This window comes from Tenacibaculum maritimum NCIMB 2154, from assembly GCF_900119795.1.
Lineage (GTDB): Bacteria > Bacteroidota > Bacteroidia > Flavobacteriales > Flavobacteriaceae > Polaribacter > Polaribacter maritimus.
Genome location: NZ_LT634361.1, coordinates 1,208,972 through 1,232,176, shown reverse-complemented (window position 1 = coordinate 1,232,176; position 23,205 = coordinate 1,208,972). Strand labels below are relative to the sequence as shown.

The 23,205-nt window shown below is 33.3% G+C and carries 26 protein-coding genes; 5 read left to right on the top strand and 21 right to left on the bottom strand.

Translation table 11 applies throughout. The features are described from left to right. Nucleotide 1 precedes the first annotated feature (1 nt). The 5 genes from dapB to MARIT_RS05715 all read left to right on the top strand — a co-directional run bounded on the left by dapB (nt 2) and on the right by MARIT_RS05715 (nt 5,070). The gene (gene dapB / locus MARIT_RS05735; RefSeq protein WP_024742289.1) at nt 2-703 is read left to right on the top strand and encodes a 4-hydroxy-tetrahydrodipicolinate reductase; all 702 of its coding nucleotides are present in this window, start codon (nt 2-4) and stop codon (nt 701-703) included. Nucleotides 704-785: 82 nt separating this feature from the next. Further along, on the top strand, nt 786-2,363 hold the full coding sequence (lepB, locus tag MARIT_RS05730) for a signal peptidase I (RefSeq protein ID WP_024742290.1): 1,578 nt from the start codon (nt 786-788) through the stop codon (nt 2,361-2,363). 26 nt (nt 2,364-2,389) lie between these two features. Next, nucleotides 2,390-3,022: a WbqC family protein gene (locus MARIT_RS05725; RefSeq protein WP_100211031.1), complete on the top strand. Its 633-nt coding sequence runs from the start codon at nt 2,390-2,392 to the stop codon at nt 3,020-3,022. A 440-nt stretch (nt 3,023-3,462) separates the two neighbouring features. Continuing rightward, a complete protein-coding gene (locus MARIT_RS05720; RefSeq protein ID WP_024742292.1) occupies nt 3,463-4,257 on the top strand; it encodes a cation transporter in 795 nt (264 codons plus the stop codon). 273 nt (nt 4,258-4,530) lie between these two features. Continuing rightward, a complete protein-coding gene (locus MARIT_RS05715; protein WP_100211030.1) occupies nt 4,531-5,070 on the top strand; it encodes a hypothetical protein in 540 nt (179 codons plus the stop codon). A 404-nt stretch (nt 5,071-5,474) separates the two neighbouring features. Here the strand turns inward: MARIT_RS05715 and MARIT_RS05710 are convergent, their stop codons facing one another. The 21 genes from MARIT_RS05710 to MARIT_RS16120 all read right to left on the bottom strand — a co-directional run bounded on the left by MARIT_RS05710 (nt 5,475) and on the right by MARIT_RS16120 (nt 23,200). Further along, nucleotides 5,475-6,176, bottom strand: a complete 702-nt coding sequence (locus MARIT_RS05710) for a DUF7738 domain-containing protein (protein WP_157926206.1) — start codon at nt 6,174-6,176, stop codon at nt 5,475-5,477. Nucleotides 6,177-6,265: 89 nt separating this feature from the next. Then, nucleotides 6,266-6,619 carry a hypothetical protein gene (locus MARIT_RS05705; RefSeq protein ID WP_024742618.1) on the bottom strand — a complete coding sequence of 118 codons (354 nt, stop codon included), beginning with the start codon at nt 6,617-6,619 and terminating at the stop codon, nt 6,266-6,268. Between the two features lie 24 nt (nt 6,620-6,643). Further along, on the bottom strand, nt 6,644-7,324 hold the full coding sequence (locus MARIT_RS05700) for a hypothetical protein (RefSeq protein WP_100211028.1): 681 nt from the start codon (nt 7,322-7,324) through the stop codon (nt 6,644-6,646). Nucleotides 7,325-7,377: 53 nt separating this feature from the next. Beyond that, nucleotides 7,378-7,551 carry a hypothetical protein gene (locus MARIT_RS15440; RefSeq protein ID WP_157926205.1) on the bottom strand — a complete coding sequence of 58 codons (174 nt, stop codon included), beginning with the start codon at nt 7,549-7,551 and terminating at the stop codon, nt 7,378-7,380. After that, nucleotides 7,544-8,065, bottom strand: a complete 522-nt coding sequence (locus tag MARIT_RS05695; RefSeq protein WP_100211027.1) for a hypothetical protein — start codon at nt 8,063-8,065, stop codon at nt 7,544-7,546. The genes MARIT_RS15440 and MARIT_RS05695 overlap by 8 nt, the downstream gene beginning before the upstream one ends. Before the next feature lie 54 nt (nt 8,066-8,119). Continuing rightward, nucleotides 8,120-8,812 carry a hypothetical protein gene (locus MARIT_RS05690; RefSeq protein WP_157926204.1) on the bottom strand — a complete coding sequence of 231 codons (693 nt, stop codon included), beginning with the start codon at nt 8,810-8,812 and terminating at the stop codon, nt 8,120-8,122. A gap of 53 nt (nt 8,813-8,865) precedes the next feature. Beyond that, nucleotides 8,866-9,558 (bottom strand): hypothetical protein, encoded by a 693-nt coding sequence (locus MARIT_RS05685; protein WP_100211025.1) that lies wholly within the window; start codon nt 9,556-9,558, stop codon nt 8,866-8,868. A 53-nt stretch (nt 9,559-9,611) separates the two neighbouring features. Beyond that, nucleotides 9,612-10,304 carry a hypothetical protein gene (locus MARIT_RS05680; RefSeq protein WP_100211024.1) on the bottom strand — a complete coding sequence of 231 codons (693 nt, stop codon included), beginning with the start codon at nt 10,302-10,304 and terminating at the stop codon, nt 9,612-9,614. A gap of 54 nt (nt 10,305-10,358) precedes the next feature. After that, nucleotides 10,359-11,039 (bottom strand): hypothetical protein, encoded by a 681-nt coding sequence (locus MARIT_RS05675; RefSeq protein WP_100211023.1) that lies wholly within the window; start codon nt 11,037-11,039, stop codon nt 10,359-10,361. Between the two features lie 2 nt (nt 11,040-11,041). Next, nucleotides 11,042-13,033 carry a hypothetical protein gene (locus MARIT_RS05670; RefSeq protein ID WP_100211022.1) on the bottom strand — a complete coding sequence of 664 codons (1,992 nt, stop codon included), beginning with the start codon at nt 13,031-13,033 and terminating at the stop codon, nt 11,042-11,044. After that, a complete protein-coding gene (locus tag MARIT_RS05665) occupies nt 13,020-13,781 on the bottom strand; it encodes a hypothetical protein (protein ID WP_100211018.1) in 762 nt (253 codons plus the stop codon). The genes MARIT_RS05670 and MARIT_RS05665 overlap by 14 nt, the downstream gene beginning before the upstream one ends. A gap of 19 nt (nt 13,782-13,800) precedes the next feature. After that, nucleotides 13,801-14,562, bottom strand: coding sequence for a hypothetical protein (locus MARIT_RS05660; RefSeq protein WP_100211021.1), 762 nt, complete (start codon nt 14,560-14,562; stop codon nt 13,801-13,803). A gap of 19 nt (nt 14,563-14,581) precedes the next feature. Next, nucleotides 14,582-15,349 (bottom strand): hypothetical protein, encoded by a 768-nt coding sequence (locus tag MARIT_RS05655; protein WP_100211020.1) that lies wholly within the window; start codon nt 15,347-15,349, stop codon nt 14,582-14,584. Between the two features lie 19 nt (nt 15,350-15,368). Then, nucleotides 15,369-16,136 (bottom strand): hypothetical protein, encoded by a 768-nt coding sequence (locus tag MARIT_RS05650; RefSeq protein ID WP_100211019.1) that lies wholly within the window; start codon nt 16,134-16,136, stop codon nt 15,369-15,371. 19 nt (nt 16,137-16,155) lie between these two features. Then, complete coding sequence (locus tag MARIT_RS05645; protein WP_100211018.1) at nt 16,156-16,917, bottom strand: hypothetical protein; 762 nt, start codon at nt 16,915-16,917, stop codon at nt 16,156-16,158. Next, nucleotides 16,911-20,177 carry a toxin VasX gene (locus MARIT_RS05640; protein ID WP_100211017.1) on the bottom strand — a complete coding sequence of 1,089 codons (3,267 nt, stop codon included), beginning with the start codon at nt 20,175-20,177 and terminating at the stop codon, nt 16,911-16,913. Before MARIT_RS05640 ends, MARIT_RS05645 begins: the two co-directional genes overlap by 7 nt. Before the next feature lie 18 nt (nt 20,178-20,195). Continuing rightward, the gene (locus MARIT_RS05635) at nt 20,196-20,606 is read right to left on the bottom strand and encodes a hypothetical protein (RefSeq protein WP_157926203.1); all 411 of its coding nucleotides are present in this window, start codon (nt 20,604-20,606) and stop codon (nt 20,196-20,198) included. 117 nt (nt 20,607-20,723) lie between these two features. Next, nucleotides 20,724-21,338 carry a hypothetical protein gene (locus MARIT_RS05630; RefSeq protein ID WP_100211015.1) on the bottom strand — a complete coding sequence of 205 codons (615 nt, stop codon included), beginning with the start codon at nt 21,336-21,338 and terminating at the stop codon, nt 20,724-20,726. 62 nt (nt 21,339-21,400) lie between these two features. After that, on the bottom strand, nt 21,401-21,721 hold the full coding sequence (locus MARIT_RS05625; RefSeq protein ID WP_100211014.1) for a hypothetical protein: 321 nt from the start codon (nt 21,719-21,721) through the stop codon (nt 21,401-21,403). Nucleotides 21,722-21,739: 18 nt separating this feature from the next. Continuing rightward, the gene (locus MARIT_RS05620) at nt 21,740-22,471 is read right to left on the bottom strand and encodes a hypothetical protein (RefSeq protein ID WP_157926202.1); all 732 of its coding nucleotides are present in this window, start codon (nt 22,469-22,471) and stop codon (nt 21,740-21,742) included. 3 nt (nt 22,472-22,474) lie between these two features. Then, a complete protein-coding gene (locus tag MARIT_RS16120) occupies nt 22,475-23,200 on the bottom strand; it encodes a PAAR domain-containing protein (protein ID WP_100211012.1) in 726 nt (241 codons plus the stop codon). Between the last annotated feature and the right edge of the window lie 5 nt (nt 23,201-23,205).

Genomic DNA, 23,205 nt, shown 5'->3' with positions numbered 1-23,205 from the left:
TATGAAAATTGCCTTACTTGGTTATGGACGAATGGGTAAAGAGATTGAGAAAATCGCTTTACAAAGAAATCATCAAATTATCATAAAAGCTACTGGAACGCAAGCGTATGACATTAAAGATGCTGATGTAGCTATAGATTTTAGTATTCCTACTGCTGCTTTTACCAATATCACAAACTGTATTAGTCACCAAGTTCCTGTAATTTCTGGAACTACAGGATGGTTAGAAAGGTATGAAGAGGTGCTTGATTTTTGTACTAAAAAGAAAGGGGCTTTTATTTATGCTTCTAACTTTAGTGTAGGAGTCAATATATTTTTCGAACTCAATAAGCAACTTGCTAAAATGATGGCTAACTTAAAAGAATATAATATTGCTTTAGAAGAAATTCATCATACCAAAAAGTTAGATGCTCCAAGTGGTACGGCAATAACCCTTGCAGAAGGAATCATAGAAAATACCACCAAAAATATGTGGGAGCTAACGCAAGCTACTGCTCCTGATAGTATTCCTATCACTGCTAAAAGAATAGTAGATGTACCTGGTACACACACGGTTCATTATCAATCTCCTGTAGATTCAATAGCTATTAAGCACACCGCCCATAACCGACAAGGTTTTGCTTTAGGAGCTGTAATTGCTGCGGAATGGTTGGTTGGTAAAACGGGGGTATTTTCAATGAAAGATGTGTTAAATATAGGTTAAAGCTTGTAACTATTAAAACACAAAGATCTCTAATAAAATTTAAAAATTACTTTCGCCATAGCGAAAAACAAAATATCTAATTATGACACTTATAGAATGGTTTTTATTCTTTTTGCTTATCCAAGTAATTCACTTTTTAGGTACTTGGAAATTGTATGTCAAAGCAGGAAGAAAATCGTGGGAAGCTGCTATTCCAATATATAACGCAGTAGTTTTAATGGCTATTATAAAGCGCCCTAAATGGTGGGTAATCTTATTGTTTATCCCTATTGTAAATCTCTTAATGTTTCCTATTGTTTGGATTGAAACTTGTAGATCGTTTGGTTTTAAAGCTAAAAAAGACTCTTTTTTAGTAATTTTTACGCTTGGTTTCTATATTTATTATATCAATTACTTTACTGATACTGCTTATAATAAAAACCGTAGCTTAAAACCTCAATCATCTTTAGGTGAATGGGTTAGTTCTATTGCTTTTGCTATTATTGCTGCTACCTTAGTACATACATATTTTATGCAACCTTATACCATTCCTACTTCTTCTTTAGAAAAGACATTGTTGGTTGGTGATTATCTCTTTGTCAGTAAATTTCATTATGGTGCACGTGTTCCTATGACAACGGTAGCTGCTCCAATGGTGCATGACAGCCTTCCGTTAGTAGGTACAAAGTCGTATTTATCTAATGACAATCTTGATAATTTATCGTGGAAAAACAAATTATCGTTACCTTATATGCGTTTGCCTGGCTTTCAAAAAATTAAGCGAAATGATATTGTCGTATTTAGTTGGCCTGTGGATAGTTTAAAAACGATGTGGGGAGATCATTCTGGCAAATTCACTTATAAACCTATTGATAAAAAAACAAACTATGTAAAACGATGTGTAGGAGTTCCTGGAGATAGCTTAGCTGTAAAAGATGGCTATGTATATATCAACGGAAAAAAAACGGTTTTACCTGATAGAGCAAAACCTCAATGGTTTTTTACTGTTGATACAGGAGGTAAAAACCTTAGCCAAGCAGCTATTAAACGTTACAATATTCGAGAAGCTACAACCAGAAACGGAAAGTATATTTTAAACTTAACTGATGATGAGGCTGCTAAGATGGCTAAAAACCCAATTGTAAAAAGTATTTCTAAGACCTTACAACCTGCAGGTAATTTTGATAAAGCTGTATTTCCGCATGACGATCAATACGCTTGGTCTTCTGATAACTTCGGGCCTATTTATATTCCTAAAAAAGGAGTTACGGTTCAATTAGATTCAAAATCAATTCCTTTTTATAAACAAATCATTAAGAACTATGAACACAATAACTTAGTGGTACAGGGTGATAAAATTTATATTAACGGAAAAAAGGCTACATCATATACTTTTAAGCAAGATTATTATTGGATGATGGGAGATAACCGACAAAACTCATTAGATGCTCGCAATTGGGGCTATGTTCCTTTTGACCATGTAGTAGGAAAACCCGTATTTATTTGGCTGAGCTGGGATCCTAATGCGCCAAGCTTTTTTGCTAAATTGCAAACCATCCGCTGGGATAGGATGTTCACTACTGTAGGCGGTAGTGGTGAACCTGTATCGTATTTAAATTATTTTTTACTTGCTTTACTAGGTTACTTTGGCTATGGTTTCTTTAAAAAGAAAAAAAGTTAAGCCTTTTTATATTTTATAAAAGAGAAATGAATACACCATCATTATTTATACCTACTTACTTTTCTCCTATTTCACAGTATGCTGCAATTGCGCAATCAGAGAAAGTAGTTTTTGAAGCCGAAGATAATTTTCAGAAACAAACGTATAGAAGTCGCTGTTATATCTATGGAGCCAATGGCAAACAGCTTTTAAATGTTCCTGTAAAACAGCCTTCCTCGAAAACTGGCAGAAAAAAAACGAAGGACCTTTTAGTTGAAAATGATTTTCCTTGGCAAAACCAACATTTTAAATCATTACAATCAGCGTATCGTTGTTCTCCTTATTTTGAATTTTTTGAAGACGATTTACGCCCTATTTTCACTAAAAAGTACACCTTTTTAATGGATGTAAATATTGATACTTTTTTATTTGTTACTGATGCTTTACAAATAAACCCTTCTTTTTCAAAGACAAAAGAATATGAGGTTGTTTCAAATTTACAGGACTTTAGACCGCTTTCTATTGCTAAAAATGGATATACACCTGAAGTATCTCCATATGTGCAAATTTTTGATGATAAATATGGTTTTATCCCTAATTTATCCATTCTAGACTTGCTCTTTATGGAAGGACCTAATGCCATCAGTTTTTTAGAAGAAATTAGTATAGACTTACTATAAGAATCCTATTTCCCTTTCAGAATGTACCTCTTTTGAAAGGGATTTTTAATCCTCTTCTTAAAACTTTTTTGCATTTCATATAAATCATGCTCTGAACGCGTTTTTATCAAGAAAACAGTTGTCTTCTTCTTTTCATCTATTTCTTAAATAAAATATCATTCTTGTTTATACTTCTCTTTTTCTAATCAAATAAAAAACAAGATTTTTTATACCTGTAAAGTAACTCATAAGCTATATTACTGCTGTCGTCTTAACAGTATTGCCACTTATCTAAAATAAGCGTCCTTATTTTCAAACTCGCTTTTTTTTCGTTAAATTCAAGTTCTTTAACTTTTTTACTCCTTTCATCTGATATCGTTTCCTTGAGGTGATTAACGCTATTTGCTTATACCATAAAAGTAAAAGAATTAAAAATGGTTTATAGGTCTTTTATGTTAAAAATGAAAAAAACAATATTTAAAATTTCTAAAATGGATTGCTCTTCAGAAGAGCATTTGATCCGATTAAAATTGGCAGATATCGCAGAGGTTGCTCATGTAAGCTTCGACCTTCCTAATAGGGAATTAGCTGTTTACCATCACGGAGCGGCAACTCCTATTGAAAAAGCTATTTTCGAACTAAATTTAGATGGGAGAAAAATAGCTACTATACAAAGTAATCTCATTAATTTTAATGAAAATGCTTCTCAAAAGAAATTACTTTGGACAGTCCTTATTATTAATTTTTCTTTTTTTATTGTTGAAATGGTTACTGGATTTTTTTCTAAATCTATAGGGTTGGTTGCTGATAGCTTAGATATGCTTGCTGATAGCTTTGTTTACGGAATTAGCTTGCTTGCTGTAGGTACTACTCTACTTCAAAAAAAACAAGTTGCTAAAATTGCAGGCTATATACAAATATTACTTGCTACAATTGGATTTTTTGAAGTAGTGAAAAGGTTTTTTATTTTAGAAAAGCTTCCTGATGTTTCTATAATGATTTCTATATCGATATTGGCACTTGCCGCAAATGGTATTTGTCTTTATATTTTACAGAAATCAAAAAATAAAGAAGAAGCGCATATAAAAGCAAGTATGATTTTTACGTCCAATGATGTTATTATTAATCTAGGCGTTATCATTGCAGGGCTCTTAGTTGATTGGTTGCACTCTAACAAACCTGATTTAATTATTGGGGCTATTGTTTTTATATTAGTTATACAAGGAGCTTTTAGAATATTAAAATTAAGTAAATAATTACTCTTAATTTTATAAGCCCCCTCTTTTTTTTAATGTTAAAAAATGCTAAATCCATCTCTTAAAAAGCCTCCAAACAACTATAAAACAAGCCTTTAAAATTAAAAAAAATGTGAAATTTTTAAATAAATATCAAATAATTCTATATTTTTAGTAACTTTAATGTGTATTACAATATATGTAGCTTTAACGTTTCCCCCTTCCGTATAAGTACTCAACGAATAAGTTCTTATGAATTAGTGGCTTGTATAATATAACTAAACCCCTAACTATATGTTTCCACTACCTACTATTACCAAACTAGAACAAGAAATCAAAATCTTTGAACAATTTCTCCGTAGCGTTCCTTTATTAGCCGCTCCTCCTCAAGAAGCAATTTTATGGGAATACGAAGGTAATTTTTATTCTGAAAAATTTGAATTGTATATTGCCATCTTATCGCATGAAATTGCTGGGCAATTCGGAATTATTAATGTTCCCAATTTAATTAATATCTTACTAAGAAAGCCCTCCTTTAAAACTCACCCCAAGCTTCAAAGTTCAATGGAGTATTCTGTAAAAGGAATGTCATTAGTTTCTAAATATGTTTCTATAGCTTCTAGTTCTTTTACCAGTACTACTACCAATACTCCTAAGGTTATTAGTAGTCCTTTCTTAAAAATTACATTAACTAATATTGTTGGTTTTATGATGGGATATGAAAGTTATGATATTCAACGAGGTGATGTGTTGACTTACGATATTGAAAAAATTACGCGCAATAGCCAAATGATATTTGATAGTGTTACTCACCAAGAAACATTGGCTTCGTAAATCTTTTCTTTTTGAACTTTTCCTTACCAAATAGCTGAAATTTCATTATTGTCAGTTGTTTTGTTACCTCTAAATAAAAGGGTACGATTACTTTTAAAAGAACGGGGTAATATTAAAATTTACTTAATGGAGTGATGTAACATATTGTCAAAAGAGACTGTCTGAAAAAGACAGCTTCTCTTTATATCATTATGCTGAATTCTTATATTTTAACAAAAGTAAAAGCCTAGTAACCTTTACAAGACTATAATCCATATGAAATAGCATTATTTTCTGTTAGCTCTTCTTATTATTGTACCTCAAATTTTAAAAGGTACGGAATGAGCTCTTTCTTTGCATACTTTACTATCTCAATACATTCTTTTTAGTTGTGTTAAAGAAGGCTTTTTTAGGAATTGTTTCGTTTATGCTTCTTCTTTGTAGTAAATGTAAATACTTTTTATTGTATGTGTATCTTCTAGCTTCCAATCTCCTCTTATATATAAATGTCCTCCTCCTTTTCTATGGTAAGCTACAGGTGAGTCTAAAGAATAAACCAACTCTTTATTATTGCAAGGATATGTTAACATATAACCACTACTGGTAATTTCCATAGCATCAAAACTGGTACCTGCTCTTTTTACATATTCGTGCATCTTATCTGTTTTATGAAGTAAAAAAGTATTTAAAACTATTGCTTCTTTTTCTTTCATATACACATTAGGGTATTCTAAATAATTATTTATCATATATATACACACACCTTTTACCTTTCTATCTTCTACAAGTACTTCTATTCCCTTTTCCTTGTTATATATAAAATATGGGGCTATTTGATTTCTTTTACCGTCTTCTTCTACTACCCATTCTGTTACTCCAAACACCTTTTTAAACTCTTTTAAAGACATTCCTATCCGAAATGGTTTGCCATTATAGGTGAGTTTGCAACCGTTTAATTCAAAACGGTGTTTTTGTGCCATAAATGCTTTGTATGCTGGGCTATTCGTTTCCTTCGTTTCTTTTTTTATGCTCGTTTTACAACTGGTTAAAAAAAGTATGGTTATTAGATAAACATATTGCTTCATGGATATTCTTTTATTTGATATTGGAGGGTTCTTTTTTTCCATTGCTTTATGCATCATATGCATATCAGCTCGCAGTAAGCCTGCCTTCTAAAGCTATTAAAAGGCAGGGTAACAATTAGCTCTTTTTTATCTTATATAAGATCTTTTTTGCTCTCTATTTTTTTAAAAATCAATACCAAATAAAATAATATCACAGCGAATATTCCAAAGAACAAACCAAAAAATAGCCATGTATATTTGTTCTCTTCTATTAAAGAAGATTTCTTATATAGCCAAATTCCTAAAAAAATACTTAGGAGAGATTTAAAAAAAATAATAGCTCCTGCTATTAATTGGACACTTAGTGTTAATTCTGCTATTTCTCCGGGAGAACTCATAAAATCAAAAGATAGCTGAAGAAAAGTTGCTGAGATTGATACTAAAACCCCAAATAACACCAATAAAAAAAGAATATTAGTTTTGGGTAGCATGCTTGTTGTTTTCATTTGTTTTTAATTTTAATATTCATTTTACCAACCTCCAATACGTTTGCGCGCTGCTTGTTGCTCTTTTGTAGCTTCTGGGGTTGCTATTTTACTTGGGTATAATGGTTTTGGAAAACCTGCTGCTTTCCTCCTTTGGTAGTCTTGCTCTCGGTAAGCATCAAACGCTGACCCTGGTGGCAACGGACGGTTTTTATCCATATACCATACCATAAATGACCAATTCTCTTCTACTAAATGATGAGCAATAATCCCCCCTACTCTTGGCTTTTTCTTGCTGGAAACAAAATTAAGTTGTGCGGATATTACTCCTGGACTTGTATTAGAATATCCTTTAAGACCATAACCCGAACTAAAAGGAATAGCTACCGAACTACGAAAAACACGAGTCACGGTAATAATTCCATTCATCCTATCATATATTTGGTATTTTATTGGGGCTACAAAACCGTAAATTATGGTTAAAACTCCTGGAAGACCAAAAGACATCAACATCCCCATTACAACCACAACATCATCAGAGACTAAACCAATAAGAGACATTAGCACTAAAATAATTCCAATAATCCAAGACATCCAACCTCTTGCTGTTATTTTTTCCCTATAATATAGATCACTTGCCTCTTCTGTAAAATCATTACTGCTCTCTATATCTTCTCTTGTTATCTCCCTTGGTTTTACCCTTATAATTTTTTTTAAATATTCCATTGTTATTTCCAAATTTTTGGTGAAATACCTCTTATTTATTTTTATACCAAAAATTACCAACCTCCAATACGTTTGCGCGCTGCTTGTTGCTCTTTTGTAGCTTCTGGGGTTGCTATTTTACTTGGGTATAATGGTTTTGGAAAACCTGCTGCTTTCCTTCTTTGGTAGTCTTGCTCTCGGTAAGCATCAAACGCTGATCCTGGTGGCAACGGACGGTTTTTATCCATATACCATAAATGACCAATTATCTTCTACTAAATGATGAGCAATAATTCCCCCTACTCTTGGCTTTTTCTTGCTGGAAACAAAATTAAGTTGTGCGGATATGACTCCTGGACTTGTATTAGAATATCCTTTAAGACCATAACCCGAACTAAAAGGAATGGCTACCGAACTACGAAAAACACGAGTCACGGTAATAATTCCATTCATCCTATCATATATTTGGTATTTTATTGGGGCTACAAAACCGTAAATTATGGTTAAAACTCCTGGAAGACCAAAAATAGTAATCATGGCTATTTTGAATAAATAATCTTCTTCCTCATTCTCTCCCCAAACCATAAAAAGGTATAAAAATATAAGAAAGGCACCTATACTCCAAGACATCCAACCTCTTACTGTTATTTTTTCCCTATAATATAGATCACTTGCCTCTTCTGTAAAATCATTACTGCTCTCTATATCTTCTCTTGTTATCTCCCTTGGTTTTACTATTATAATTTTTTTTAAATATTCCATTGTTATTTCCAAATTTTTGGTGAAATACCTCTTGTTTGTTTTTATACCAAAAAATTACCAACCCCCAATACGTTTACGCGCTGCTTGTTGCTCTTTTGTAGCTTCTGGGGTTGCTATTTTACTTGGGTATAATGGCTTTGGAAAACCTGCTGCTTTCCTTCTTTGGTAGTCTTGCTCTCGGTAAGCATCAAACGCTGACCCTGGTGGCAACGGACGGTTTTTATCCATATACCATACCATAAATGACCAATTATCTTCTACTAAATGATGAGCAATAATTCCCCCTACTCTTGGCTTTTTCTTGCTGGAAACAAAATTAAGTTGTGCGGATATCACTCCTGGACTTGTATTAGAATATCCTTTAAGACCATAACCCGAACTAAAAGGAATGGCTACCGAACTACGAAAAGCACGAGTCACGGTAATAATTCCATTCATCCTATCATATATTTGGTATTTTATTGGGGCTACAAAACCGTAAATTATGGTTAAAACTCCTGAAAGACCAAAAGCAGTAACCATGATTATCTTCAATAAATAATACTTTTCCTCATCCTCTCCCCCCATAAAAAAAATGCTTCCCAATATTAATAAGACTCCGATTACCCAAGACATCCAACCTCTTGCTGTTATTTTTACTCTATAAAAAAGATCACTTGTCTCTTCTATAAAATTATTATTACTCTCTACATGTTCTGTTTTTATTTCCCTTGGTTTTACTGTTATAATTTTTTTTAAATATTCCATTGTTATTTCCAAATTTTTGGTGAAATACCCCTTGTTTGTTTTTATACCAAAAATTACCAACCCCCAATACGTTTGCGCGCTGCTTGTTGTTCTTTTGTAGCTTCTGGGGTTGCTATTTTACTTGGATATAATGGCTTTGGAAAACCTGCTGCTTTCCTCCTTTGGTAATCTTGCTCTCGGTAAGCATCAAACGCTGATCCTGGTGGCAACGGACGGTTTTTATCCATATACCATACCATAAATGACCAATTCTCTTCTACTAAATTATGAGTAATAATTCCCCCTACTCTTGGCTTTTTCTTGCTGGAAACAAAATTAAGTTGTGCGGATATTACTCCTGGACTTGTATTAGAATATCCTTTAAGACCATAACCCGAACTAAAAGGAATGGCTACCGAACTACGAAAAGCACGAGTCACGGTAATAATTCCATTCATCCTATCATATACTAGGTATTTTATTGGGGCTACAAAACCGTAAATTATGGTTAAAACTCCTGAAAGACCAAAAGCAGTAACCATGATTATCTTTAATAAATAATATTTTTCCTCATCCTCTCCCCCCATCAAGAAAATACATGCCAATATTAATAAAATTCCAATTATCCAAGATGACCAACCTCTTGCTGTTCTTTTTTCTCTATAATATAGATCACTTGCCTCTTCCCTAAAATTATTATTGCTCTCTATATATTCCCTTTTTATTTCCCTTGGTTTTACTATTATAATTTTTTTTAAATATTCCATTGTTATTTCCAAATTTTTGGTGAAATACCTCTTATTTATTTTTATACCAAAAATTACCAACCTCCAATACGTTTGCGCGCTGCTTGTTGCTCTTTTGTAGCTTCTAGGGTTGCTATTTTACTTGGGTATAATGGTTTTGGAAAACCTGCTGCTTTCCTTCTTTGGTAGTCTTGCTCTCGGTAAGCATCAAACGCTGACCCTGGTGGCAACGGACGGTTTTTATCCATATACCATACCATAAATGACCAACTATCTTCTACTAAATGATGAGCAATAATTCCCCCTACTCTTGGCTTTTTCTTGCTGGAAACAAAATTAAGTTGTGCGGATATGACTCCTGGACTTGTATTAGAATATCCTTTAAGACCATAACCCGAACTAAAAGGAATGGCTACCGAACTACGAAAAACACGAGTCACGGTAATAATTCCATTCATCCTATCATATATTTGGTATTTTATTGGGGCTACAAAACCGTAAATTATGGTTAAAACTCCTGGAAGACCAAAAATAGTAATCATGGCTATTTTGAATAAATAATCTTCTTCCTCATTCTCTCCCCAAACCATAAAAAGGTATAAAAATATAAGAAAGGCACCTATACTCCAAGACATCCAACCTCTTACTGTTATTTTTTCCCTATAATATAGATCACTTGCCTCTTCTGTAAAATCATTACTGCTCTCTATATCTTCTCTTGTTATCTCCCTTGGTTTTACTATTATAATTTTTTTTAAATATTCCATTGTTATTTCCAAATTTTTGGTGAAATACCTCTTGTTTGTTTTTATACCAAAAAATTACCAACCCCCAATACGTTTACGCGCTGCTTGTTGCTCTTTTGTAGCTTCTGGGGTTGCTATTTTACTTGGGTATAATGGCTTTGGAAAACCTGCTGCTTTCCTTCTTTGGTAGTCTTGCTCTCGGTAAGCATCAAACGCTGACCCTGGTGGTAACGGACGGTTTTTATCCATATACCATACCATAAATGACCAACTCTCTTCTACTAAATTATGAGCAATAATTCCCCCTACTCTTGGCTTTTTCTTGCTGGAAACAAAATTAAGTTGTGCGGATATCACTCCTGGACTTGTATTAGAATATCCTTTAAGACCATAACCCGAACTAAAAGGAATGGCTACCGAACTACGAAAAACACGAGTCACGGTAATAATTCCATTCATCCTATCATATATTTGGTATTTTATTGGGGCTACAAAACCGTAAATTATGGTTAAAACTCCTGAAAGACCAAAAGACATCAACATTCCCATTACAACCACAACATCATCAGAGACTAAACCAATAAGAGACATTAGCACTAAAATAATTCCAATAATCCAAGACATCCAACCTCTTGCCGTTATTTTTACTCTATAATATAGATCACTTGTCTCTTCTATAAAATTATTATTGCTCTCTACATGTTCTGTTTTTATTTCCCTTGGTTTTACTATTATAATTTTTTTTAAATATTCCATTGTTATTTCCAAATTTTTGAGTTAAATATTTCCTTTTCTGTTCCTATTTTTATATGTTTTCCAAAAATTTTATCTGATAGTGTATTTAGTACCACTTGCTCTAGTGCTGGCTTCAACCAATCTGTTGCTGAAAGTTTGTATGCCATATAACGAGCTTCTTTTTGGGAATAAGGCCAATATTCTTTTAATTCTCTGTTAATAATCGTTCTACTTATAAATACCAATTCTGATGAAAGTGAAATTTGATCCATTATAGCGTCTGGAATCCTATAGGTAACCTCCAAAACATCTGCTTTGGTTTTATCATCTTTTATTACCTTTTCTTTATATGACAATAGCATTTGATCTTGATTTGTAGGTTTTTCTACTCCTTTAAAAAATAATTTCATGGCAAAATCAAAACTACTTGTATTGTATAAAAACTTACGCAAATGTATTCGTATTTTTACAACCTTAACTTTTTTATACGCAATTCCTGCTTTTAGTTCTAAGCCTTCTCTTATGTATCCGATTATTGATTGATGTGCAATGTCTTTATATTCAAATTGTTCTACTTTGCTTGTTACCCTATAACTTATTAGCAAATCGTATAGGAGTTCTGCCATTTTTTTGAAATCTCTCATTTCTATAAAATCATCTTCTACCAACACGGTACGATTCTTATATATTTTTCTTATATATTTACTTGGAGCTTCATTTCCTGCGGGTAGTACATGCTCACTTCCTAATACATTGTTTTTAAAAAACTTTACCAACGGAGGGTCCGTCAAATACATTGCCAAGCCTGTTCCTACCAATGCTAATAAAAACAAAACCCCTAAAGGTGCTAAAGCCATAAAACCTACTGCGGATCCTATAATAAACGCAACTATTCCATCTACCAATACTATAGCGCCTAAGGCTGTTGTAATTCCCCACGCAATAGAAGCGTCATAATCTCTAGACTGAAAAGTTTCTATACAATCTAATGCAGACATAAGGACTCCTACTCCTCCTCCTATAAAACCTGTTATTTTAGAGGTACCCACTACAAATTTTACCGGCTTTCCATCTCTAAGAAAGCCATTTGCCAACATTTTAACCTCTGCATAACCAGTGGCAGCAGATACCAAACCTGCTACTGCTCCCGTCATGTCTATTACATTTTTTCCACTAGTTTTCTTATTTAGTTCATTCATTTTTACTGTGGTATTGATCAGTTCTAAAGATGTTACAAAAGCCCTAAACTTAGGGTGATTTAGTACTTTGGTTATAAAATTGCTTATTTTATCTCCTTTTCCTTTAATAGGTACCATTAGGCGCTTGTTTTCTGTTATTTCGCTAATGGCATCAGCTCCTATTTCTGTTCTGATTCGTAAAATCCTATGCCATTTTTTATAATCTGATAACACATCTTCTTCTAACCACTTTGCAACATTTAGTAAAAACCCTTTTTTTATTTGACTATGTAGCTCTTTGCGTTTTACCTGTATGACTACTTCTCCTTTATACGTTACTGACTTCACATAGTTTAATACAACCTCAAAATCCACTTCTGAAGTTGCATATTTAGCATAGGTTTCGGATATGCTATTGAAAGTACTTACCACCCCTTGAAATAACGAAAAAGATTTCTTACTATCTAAAATACTTTGCTTTACATCTTCTAACTTCACTGGTTTTATTAAAAGCTTGGATATATTTCCTTCTCCTTTTAAAATACTTTTAAAAAAATTTTTCCACGGATCTGATTTGCCTGTGTAGTCTTTCTTTAAATCGATAAGCCTATCCTTATCATGCGGATGCCTCGACAATATTTCTAAGTGAGGTAATAGCACTCGTTTTCCTTCGTAAACAGCTTGGTTGCCTCCTTCAATATATTCTGGTAAATGGTTGTTGTAATACGCACTCGAAATCATACCTCCAAAATCATCTCTAATTTTTGCAATATCTTTCCGCTTCTGTTTTCTTTCTTTTACTGCTAAAATTTCTTTCAGTATTTTACCAACCTCCAATACGTTTGCGCTCTGCTTGTTGCTCTTTTGTGGCTTCTGGAGTTTCAATAACACTCGGATATAATGGTCTTGGAAAACCTGCTGCTTTCCTCCTTTGGTAATCTTGCTCTCGGTAAGCATCAAAAGATGCTCCTGGTGGTAACGGACGGTTTTTATCCATATACCATGTAATAAATGACATATCTTCATAACATTCACTTCCTACATACCCAGTAATTGCAAAAGTTTGGAACCATTTATTAGGGCGTATAATTTGTAACTGAAAGGCCCCTATCATATTCTCGCCCCCTGTACTGTATGCAAATTCTACTTTTTTAAACTCCATTGTTATATCAGGCTCCCACATAAACCCTGTAAAGGTTATCAAGCCATCTCTACGATTTAAAATACCTTCTTTTTTGGGCATGGTAAAACCATAAACTGTAAACAATACAGTTGTAAAAGCCGATATTCCTAAGCCTACCCAATCAGCCATATCCCTTGGTTCATCAAGAGGGAAGATAAATATTAATAAAAACCCCAAAGCTACTATCCCTCCCATTATCGGAATAACATACTTTGCTATTTTGGTAACTAAAAATTCATCGTTAAAAAAAATATAGTCTGTATATTTACGTTCTGTATAATTTTTACCAAATAAGCTTGGTTTTATATAAATTTTTTTGGCTACCCTATGGTAGTATTTTTTTAGCTTTGCTGCATTTCTATAATTTTGATGTGTAATTACTCGAGTATAATCTTTTACCATAACTGTTTCTTTCAGTATTTTACCAACCCCCAATACGTTTACGCGCTGCTTGTTGCTCTTTTGTGGCTTCTGGAGTTTCAATAACACTCGGATATAATGGTCTTGGAAAACCTGCTGCTTTCCTTCTTTGGTAGTCTTGCTCTCGGTAAACATCAAACGCTGATCCTGGTGGTAACGGACGGTTTTTATCCATATACCAAGTAATAAATGACATATTCGCATAGCAATCCTTACCTATATAGCCTGCTACCTCAAAAGTTTGGAACCATTTATTAGGGCGTATAATTTGTAACTGAAAGGCCCCTATCATATTCTCGCCCCCTGTACTGTATGCAAATTCTACTTTTTTAAACTCCATTGTTATATCAGGCTCCCACATAAACCCTGTAAAGGTTATCAAGCCATCTCTACGATTTAAAATACCTTCTTTTTTGGGCATGGTAAAACCATAAACTGTAAACAATACAGTTGTAAAAGCCGATATTCCTAAGCCTACCCAATCAGCCATATCCCTTGGTTCATCAAGAGGGAAGATAAATATTAATAAAAACCCCAAAGCTACTATCCCTCCCATTATCGGAATAACATACTTTGCTATTTTGGTAACTAAAAATTCATCGTTAAAAAAAATATAGTCTGTACGTTTTGATCCTGTATAATTTTTACCAAATAAGCTTGGTTTTATATAAATTTTTTTGGCTACCCTATGGTAGTATTTTTTTAGCTTTGCTGCATTTCTATAATTTTGATGTGTAATTACTCGGGTATAATCTTTTACCATAACTGTTTCTTTCAGTATTTTACCAACCTCCAATACGTTTGCGCTCTGCTTGTTGCTCTTTTGTGGCTTCTGGAGTTTCAATAACACTCGGATATAATGGTCTTGGAAAACCTGCTGCTTTCCTCCTTTGGTAATCTTGCTCTCGGTAAGCATCAAAAGATGCTCCTGGTGGTAACGGACGGTTTTTATCCATATACCATGTAATAAATGACATGTTCGCATAGCAATCCTTACCTATATAGCCTGCTACCTCAAAAGTTTGGAACCATTTATTAGGGCGTATAATTTGTAACTGAAAGGCCCCTATCATATTCTCGCCACCTGTACTGTATACAAATTCTACTTTTTTAAACTCCATTGTTATATCAGGCTCCCACATAAACCCTGTAAAGGTTATCAAGCCATCTCTACGATTTAAAATACCTTCTTTTTTGGGCATGGTGAAACCATAAACTGTAAACAATACAGTTGTAAAACTACATAACCAAAATAAAAATACAAAAGGTGGGTCTATCTCTTCCCCTTTTAAAACGGCATCAATGGTCATCAGAACTATTACTAAAGAAAGCCCTCCCCCCATTATTGGAGTAACATACTTTGCTATTTTGGTAACTAAAAATTCATCGTTAAAAAAAATATAGTCTGTACGTTTTGATCCTGTATAATTTTTACCAAATAAGCTTGGTTTTATATAAATTTTTTTGGCTACCCTATGGTAGTATTTTTTTAGCTTTGCTGCATTTCTATAATTTTGATGTGTAATTACTCGGGTATAATCTTTTACCATAACTGTTTCTTTCAGTATTTTACCAACCTCCAATACGTTTGCGCTCTGCTTGTTGCTCTTTTGTGGCTTCTGGAGTTTCAATAACACTCGGATATAATGGTCTTGGAAAACCTGCTGCTTTCCTCCTTTGGTAATCTTGCTCTCGGTAAGCATCAAAAGATGCTCCTGGTGGTAACGGACGGTTTTTATCCATATACCATGTAATAAATGACATGTTCGCATAGCAATCCTTACCTATATAGCCTGCTACCTCAAAAGTTTGGAACCATTTATTAGGGCGTATAATTTGTAACTGAAAGGCCCCTATCATATTCTCGCCACCTGTACTGTATGCAAATTCTACTTTTTTAAACTCCATTGTTATATCAGGCTCCCACATAAACCCTGTAAAGGTTATCAAGCCATCTCTACGATTTAAAATACCTTCTTTTTTGGGCATGGTGAAACCATAAACTGTAAACAATACAGTTGTAAAACTACATAACCAAAATAAAAATACAAAAGGTGGGTCTATCTCTTCCCCTTTTAAAACGGCATCAATGGTCATCAGAACTATTACTAAAGAAAGCCCTCCCCCCATTATTGGAGTAACATACTTTGCTATTTTGGTAACTAAAAATTCATCGTTAAAAAAAATATAGTCTGTACGTTTTGATCCTGTATAATTTTTACCAAATAAGCTTGGTTTTATATAAATTTTTTTGGCTACCCTATGGTAGTATTTTTTTAGCTTTGCTGCATTTCTATAATTTTGATGTGTAATTACTCGGGTATAATCTTTTACCATAACTGTTTCTTTCAGTATTTTACCAACCTCCAATACGTTTGCGCTCTGCTTGTTGCTCTTTTGTGGCTTCTGGAGTTTCAATAACACTCGGATATAATGGTCTTGGAAAACCTGCTGCTTTCCTCCTTTGGTAATCTTGCTCTCGGTAAGCATCAAAAGATGCTCCTGGTGGTAACGGACGGTTTTTATCCATATACCATGTAATAAATGACATATCTTCATAACATTCACTTCCTACATACCCAGTAATTGCAAAAGTTTGGAACCATTTATTAGGGCGTATAATTTGTAACTGAAAGGCCCCTATCATATTCTCGCCACCTGTACTGTATGCAAATTCTACTTTTTTAAACTCCATTGTTATATCAGGCTCCCACATAAACCCTGTAAAGGTTATCAAGCCATCTCTACGATTTAAAATACCTTCTTTTTTGGGCATGGTAAAACCATAAACTGTAAACAATACAGTTGTAAAAGCCGATATTCCTAAGCCTACCCAATCAGCCATATCCCTTGGTTCATCAAGAGGGAAGATAAATATTAATAAAAACCCCAAAGCTACTATCCCTCCCATTATCGGAATAACATACTTTGCTATTTTGGTAACTAAAAATTCATCGTTAAAAAAAATATAGTCTGTATATTTACGTTCTGTATAATTTTTACCAAATAAGCTTGGTTTTATATAAATTTTTTTGGCTACCCTATGGTAGTATTTTTTTAGCTTTGCTGCATTTCTATAATTTTGATGTGTAATTACTCGGGTATAATCTTTTACCATGGTTTGCTTGTTTTTAATGTTGAAAGGGTGTCTATTACTATGTCTTTTTCTTGCCATAAATCACTAAACATACTGATGTCATGCAATCGTATTTTCGCTCCTAAATAACGCTCTTTGCCTTTTAGTGGGTACGGAAAATACATATTTTTCGTTTTATCTACTTCCAAACGCAGTATAAAAACGGCTTCAGATTGTATGCTTATTTCTGAATGGTATTCGTCGGGTACTGAAAAAATGACCTCCAAGGCCTTGTTATTTTTAGTATCGTATATTGCCTTTGCCTTGCCTGCATACATTGGTATAGGCTTGCCTCTTTTTACTCCTCTAGGATAAAGGTATCCATAAGTTTCTACTTGTTTTGGATGGTTAAAAAAGCGGGTAAAAACCATTTTGGCACTAAACGAAGTTGCTTTTTCATAACTTACCATCATGCCTTTTCCCATAGAGGGATATAGTGTATTTTCATAATCTAAAGGAGCAAATACTATTTCTTTACATACTATATAATCAAATAATTTTATTTGCGCTTCTAAAGGATTCATCAGCGTACTATGGTATTCCTTGGGGGTTAACTCTTCTCTTTTTTCTAATATTTCTCCTATATATTTCATAGGAGACATGTTTTTAGGTTTGGGCAATGCTTTTCTATCAGACAATAGAAAGTTTTTAAACAATGTTTCTACTTCGTTATCACTTAACAAAGCAGCAACAATTACCAAGCCCACTCCAATAAGTGCCCCAACCCAACCAACAGGCCCTGTAGTAGCAAAAATAATTCCTAAAGAAGCCATGCTTGAGGCTGTAAAAGCAAAACAAGCCCCTATCAATAACGAACTCGCATCTATATCTCCTTTTTCCATTGCTTTGTATGCATCATATGCACACCAACCCACAGTAACCGCACCTCCTGCTGCTGTTAGAAAAGTAGAAGCCCCTCTTATAAACTGACCTTTTGCCATCTCTTCAGAAATAATGGTAACCTTTGCCAAACTCATACTTGCTTCAGCTAGTTTTAATGCAGAACCAAACGCATAAGCTCTATCTTTTCTTGTACTATCCTCTTCCATCGTTTTAAAAACGGCCATGTTAAAATTATACAGTTCTAACAATGCAAAAACACCGTTAAATGCCTTGCCATTTACCAACTTATCAAGCCTCATTTTTTTAGCAGTGCCGGGGTCTAAATCGGATTGGTTTCCTAAATTTTGGCGAACTTTTGCTATAACTTTATTTTCAACCCTTCTTCCTATTCTTCTTTTGGTATATTGGATACCATCATCTATTTCTTCTTTTATAAAACGTACCAAGCCTTTCTTTTTTCCTCTATAACGCCCTTTCTTTGCATATTCTGGATCAATTTCTAAGCCTTCTTTTTCGAGTTTTAACCAAATGTCTTCATCAATAATTTCAACCATTTCATGTCCGTAGGCCTTTATATTCATGTTCATTTTAGCTACAATAAACTCTTTTTTTTCAGCAATTGTTCTATAAACAACACCATCTATTTCTTTTAAATCTGCTACTTGGCTAGCACGATATTTTAAATTTTGTTTATAAACTCCTGCTAATTTTTGACTAAAGCTCTCTACATTGGTCAGTAATTTATCTGCGTTAAACGGAGTTGCTAATAAAGCATAAAAAGGATCCATTCCTTCAAATTTTTTGACTTTGCTTTTGATTTCTTTATTTTGAAATTCCTCTGGGCAATTTTCATCTATAATATGATAAATCCATTCAAGCCATTTGTCTTTCTCTTTATATTCTTTTTCTAGCATTAAATGCTGGTCATGTTTGTACGGATGATATCTTAAAGGGTCTAGTATTGTTTGTAATACATTTCTCCCCATAAGAAAGCGCTCTGGATGATTTCCTAAATAATCATCTAAAGGCACTCTCATATAAGCACTTGTAAACATTTTTCCTAAATCATCTCTGTATTTTATAATTTCTTTTCGGGCACTATTGCGTTCTTTAATTCCTAAAATTCCTTCTATTTTTTTATAGTCCAATCCATACCCTATCGTACTGGTTTTTTTGATTCGAATTTCTCTTTTCCTATATATTCCTGTAACATATAAAGGTCTGGGGTCTAACGAGTGCCTATCTTCGAAATTAAATCCTGAAGAGCCCCCATCATATTTTAAAATTGCATCTTCATCACTATATACCAATTTATAGCAAGTATGTGCCAAAGAAAATAGCTCTCCGTACTCTTTTTTAGGTTTAGGTGCCTCTATTTCTTTGTTTAGCAATTTTTCAAAAGCAGCTTCAAATGATTCTCCTGATTGTATAGCTCTTGTAATTGCTTGAAGTTTTAAGGTTTTTTGACTCACTACTTCTCCTATATCACTAGCACATCCTATAGGGTCATGTAAGGTGACAAAAAGGTCTTCAAAAATTTCATTAGCTCCTTTTTCGTCTTGCTTTTTTTCATCTGCATGTATTTGATGAAGCATTTGCTGTAAAGGAATTGCTCTGGGGTGGCCTTTAGGAAAAACAGCGCGTACGTCTTTAAACGGTATGACATGTTTATGCTCTTGTTCTGCTCCTTTTTTGATTCCTGAGCAATCTATTAACACCATGCGTTCTTTGCGTTTTTCTGCATCCATGTTTAACTCATGATGATAAGCCCTACTCCATTGTGTTGGTGAATACGCTGCCCATAGCTTTTTACCAGGTTGTACCAATTTGTATGTTACTTTGCTACCAGTGGCTTCTCTTTGGTCTAAATAATTTCCTTCTGCATCTTTATTATATTCCCAAAGAACATGTTGCAATAGCCCTGTTTCATCTACTTTCAACTCATAATAATCATTCGGATCTTCATCATTTATTAAATAAATATATCCTGTATTTAAGGCGGTACGTGCTGTTGAAAAATGCTTTAGTTTGGGCATCTTTTTTAAGCTTAACACCTCTACCTCTGATAATGTTACCAATTTTTCTATGCCTTTGGTATTTTCCGTTTCCTTTTTAAGCTTAGCATAGGTAGCTACGCCTTCTTTTAAGAGTACTGCATTGCATTGTTTGCCACTGTTTTCATATACAGGAGCCGTAACATCTTCTTCATTTTCATCATCTGCATTTTTATCAAACAAGCCATATCGTAAAAAATGCAATCGGATGCCTGGCTTTAAGGCTTCTTTTTCTGGGCTTCGTACGGGTTCCGTAACTCCTCCTCCGGTGCATTCAAAAATATATTTTGCTACTACCTCTTCGTGGGTTTCTCGTTGGTTTTTTTCTACTATTTCGTTAGCCATTTTAATGGTTTAGGGGTTTTAAAATGATAGGTATATTTCTTGTGTGTTTTTATTGATGTTGCTTCTTGGCATATTATCTTGATAAATGATATATGGACGGTTGGTTGCTTTTGAAGAAAAACTTGCCCTTTTTATTTGCTTTACGCATTTGGAAAGCATATTATAGTTTATTTTTTCTTTTAACTTTATGTCTAATATACTATCATTCACACGAATAATGTCCTGCTTATTTTCTATTTTTTTAGTAGTATATTGGGTTTGAATATCTTTAATTTCTCCATTTTCAGCAGCTACTAAAAACTTAAAAATTAAATTTTCATCATCATTAGGAGCTGCATTTTCTTTTGGTATTCTAAATTCATAGTCACAAAAACGTTTCGTATATGACAAGCTGGACAGAAAATATGCAATTACTTTCAGTTTAGCCACAAGCCAAATATTTTGTTTTAATTTTTCTCTTTAAATACTAAATCAAAAAATTTGGAGACTTTGCTAATAGGCGGCAAACTTTCGATTAAACACTAATTGCCCAATTTGCTATAGTTTTTATTTTTTTTCAAATATTTCTATGTTCATAACTTTTCCTTGATTCAAATCATAAATGAATTTACTAACAACGTCATATGAATTATCGATGATCTCCCACTGACTTTTATTTATTTTTCGTGTTTTAATTTGTGAAGATGTTATACTAATTTTAGCATTAAACACCGCCAATTCTTCAACTTCTTTTTCTTGTAAAAAATAAATAGTCTTAAATGATGATATTTTCGCTATTGGATCAATCCATAGTAATTTAGATAGAGGAACATCTTTACTCAGATTAAGTTCATCAAGACTGTCATTTATTTTATCTAAATCAACTTTTATATATTTTTCGGTATTGAATTTAAAGTCAGGATTATTCTCATATTTTTTTAAGATGTTTTCTCTATAAATTTTAATTTCTTTTTCATTTTTAGAAACAAAACTGTCAATCATTATTATCATGCTGTCATTTTTATCGAACTTTAAATTATATATCTTCTCATTGTCATATTTTTCCAATTCCTTATTTAGGCTAAAACGAAATTTTTCCATTTTTTTTTCAAATCCATTGTTTTGTCCACAACCATAAAGAGTTGCGAATAATAATGTTATAATTATATTTATTTTTTTCATTTACTATTTTATTGACCGCTAACTAGCGTTTATTACTTCTTTTGTTTGAGCTACGTACGTATTTATATTGCTTGTAATATTGGTTGCTTTTCCTTTTTAAGCTTAGCATAGGTAGCTACGCCTTCTTTTAAGAGTACTGCATTGCATTGTTTGCCACTGTTTTCATATACAGGAGCCGTAACATCTTCTTCATTTTCATCATCTGCATTTTTATCAAACAAGCCATATCGTAAAAAATGCAATCGGATGCCTGGCTTTAAGGCTTCTTTTTCTGGGCTTCGTACGGGTTCCGTAACTCCTCCTCCGGTGCATTCAAAAATATATTTTGCTACTACCTCTTCGTGGGTTTCTCGTTGGTTTTTTTCTACTATTTCGTTAGCCATTTTAATGGTTTAGGGGTTTTAAAATGATAGGTATATTTCTTCTATTGTTTTGTTGATGTTAATTCTTGGCATATTATCTTGATAAATGATATATGGACGGTTGGTTGCTTTTGAAGAAAAACTTGCCCTTTTTATTTGCTCTACGCATTTGGAAAGCATATTATAGTTTATTTTTTCTTTTAACTTTATGTCAAATATACTATCATTCACACGAATAATGTCCTGCTTATTTTCTATTTTTTTAGTAGTATATTGGGTTTGAATATCTTTAATTTCTCCATTTTCAGCAGCTACTAAAAACTTAAAAATTAAATTTTCATCATCATTAGGAGCTGCATTTTCTTTTGGTATTCTAAATTCATAGTCACAAAAACTAGCATTAATTGCTTCTTTTGTTTGATCTGCGTATGTATTTATGTTACCTGTAGTATTGGTTGCTTTTTCTTTGATAAAGTAACTTTTTCTTTTAGCCTTTCTTTTAGCAATGTCTTCATATACGTATGTAAAAATTTTCTTTATTTGTTGAAAATGTCCTTTAAATCCATATACATACAATGCTTTATAAGCATGAATAGTAGTTGCTTCTATTTGAAATTTAGAGGTACTATTATGTAGCTCTCTTTCAGAAAGAATGCCATATTTATATACCATTACTACTATAAATAGTAATAGTATAGAAAATAACCAGTATCGTTTGTATATAACAATGATTAGCAATACTATACTCAAAAAAAATGCTATTGATATCATCTACTATCTTGTTTCTTCTTGATCTTGTGTTGCATCTGCTACCTCCCAAGTTACGGTTACTGTATGATCTTCTACAATTCCTTTTAAAGTGATTATTTCTTCCTCTTTTTCTGTAATTTCACCATCTTTATTTTTGGTAACCATTGGTTTTTTAATTGCAAAACTTATGGTTTCTCCATCGGCTATATTGGCTACATTGGCTTTTAGGGTTACTTCTTTTAATACTTTAGATTTTCGAATAATTTTTTCTTCTTTAAGCCATTGTAAATTGTATATACGAGGAGTTCCTGTGGTTTCTTCTTTTAATTTTTCTTGGTTGGCTTCTGCTTCTTTTAATTTTTTTCCGTTGCCTGATGCTTTGGCTAAAATCCTGTCTGTAAATGTAATTTCAGGAAATGGAATCCGCTTTCGTGGCATGGTTACCGAGGGGGTTGTACTGGCATTGCTTATAAGTACATTGCTTTCTCCTGAGGTAATTACCCCTCCATGTGCAGTCATGTCACCTACACATGCTACGGGTTTTCCATTAAAAAAAACAAAAGAATCTCCTTGCGCTACCATATCTGGCGGGCCTGTACATATACACATACTGCCTTGGGTAGCGGCGGGTTTTTCGTTGATTAAAATATTGGGTTCTCCTTGGCTGATGGGGCCTCCTACATGGGGTGTTTTTCCACTACATAATGGACATACGTGCATGCTTCCTACTGTGGCTACTGGTCCTGGCATATTGC

Bases quoted from the DNA above. Each gene is read 5' to 3' on its own strand.
- dapB (WP_024742289.1), top strand. From the start codon at position 2: ATGAAAATTGCCTTACTTGGTTATGGACGAATGGGTAAAGAGATTGAG.
- lepB (WP_024742290.1), top strand. From the start codon at position 786: ATGACACTTATAGAATGGTTTTTATTCTTTTTGCTTATCCAAGTAATT.
- MARIT_RS05725 (WP_100211031.1), top strand. From the start codon at position 2,390: ATGAATACACCATCATTATTTATACCTACTTACTTTTCTCCTATTTCA.
- MARIT_RS05720 (WP_024742292.1), top strand. From the start codon at position 3,463: ATGAAAAAAACAATATTTAAAATTTCTAAAATGGATTGCTCTTCAGAA.
- MARIT_RS05715 (WP_100211030.1), top strand. From the start codon at position 4,531: ATGTTTCCACTACCTACTATTACCAAACTAGAACAAGAAATCAAAATC.
- MARIT_RS05710 (WP_157926206.1), bottom strand. From the start codon at position 6,176: ATGGAAAAAAAGAACCCTCCAATATCAAATAAAAGAATATCCATGAAG.
- MARIT_RS05705 (WP_024742618.1), bottom strand. From the start codon at position 6,619: ATGAAAACAACAAGCATGCTACCCAAAACTAATATTCTTTTTTTATTG.
- MARIT_RS05700 (WP_100211028.1), bottom strand. From the start codon at position 7,324: ATGGAATATTTAAAAAAAATTATAAGGGTAAAACCAAGGGAGATAACA.
- MARIT_RS15440 (WP_157926205.1), bottom strand. From the start codon at position 7,551: ATGGATAAAAACCGTCCGTTGCCACCAGGATCAGCGTTTGATGCTTAC.
- MARIT_RS05695 (WP_100211027.1), bottom strand. From the start codon at position 8,065: ATGGAATATTTAAAAAAAATTATAATAGTAAAACCAAGGGAGATAACA.
- MARIT_RS05690 (WP_157926204.1), bottom strand. From the start codon at position 8,812: ATGGAATATTTAAAAAAAATTATAACAGTAAAACCAAGGGAAATAAAA.
- MARIT_RS05685 (WP_100211025.1), bottom strand. From the start codon at position 9,558: ATGGAATATTTAAAAAAAATTATAATAGTAAAACCAAGGGAAATAAAA.
- MARIT_RS05680 (WP_100211024.1), bottom strand. From the start codon at position 10,304: ATGGAATATTTAAAAAAAATTATAATAGTAAAACCAAGGGAGATAACA.
- MARIT_RS05675 (WP_100211023.1), bottom strand. From the start codon at position 11,039: ATGGAATATTTAAAAAAAATTATAATAGTAAAACCAAGGGAAATAAAA.
- MARIT_RS05665 (WP_100211018.1), bottom strand. From the start codon at position 13,781: ATGGTAAAAGATTATACTCGAGTAATTACACATCAAAATTATAGAAAT.
- MARIT_RS05660 (WP_100211021.1), bottom strand. From the start codon at position 14,562: ATGGTAAAAGATTATACCCGAGTAATTACACATCAAAATTATAGAAAT.
- MARIT_RS05655 (WP_100211020.1), bottom strand. From the start codon at position 15,349: ATGGTAAAAGATTATACCCGAGTAATTACACATCAAAATTATAGAAAT.
- MARIT_RS05650 (WP_100211019.1), bottom strand. From the start codon at position 16,136: ATGGTAAAAGATTATACCCGAGTAATTACACATCAAAATTATAGAAAT.
- MARIT_RS05645 (WP_100211018.1), bottom strand. From the start codon at position 16,917: ATGGTAAAAGATTATACCCGAGTAATTACACATCAAAATTATAGAAAT.
- MARIT_RS05640 (WP_100211017.1), bottom strand. From the start codon at position 20,177: ATGGCTAACGAAATAGTAGAAAAAAACCAACGAGAAACCCACGAAGAG.
- MARIT_RS05630 (WP_100211015.1), bottom strand. From the start codon at position 21,338: ATGAAAAAAATAAATATAATTATAACATTATTATTCGCAACTCTTTAT.
- MARIT_RS05625 (WP_100211014.1), bottom strand. From the start codon at position 21,721: ATGGCTAACGAAATAGTAGAAAAAAACCAACGAGAAACCCACGAAGAG.
- MARIT_RS05620 (WP_157926202.1), bottom strand. From the start codon at position 22,471: ATGATATCAATAGCATTTTTTTTGAGTATAGTATTGCTAATCATTGTT.
- MARIT_RS16120 (WP_100211012.1), bottom strand. From the start codon at position 23,200: ATGCCAGGACCAGTAGCCACAGTAGGAAGCATGCACGTATGTCCATTA.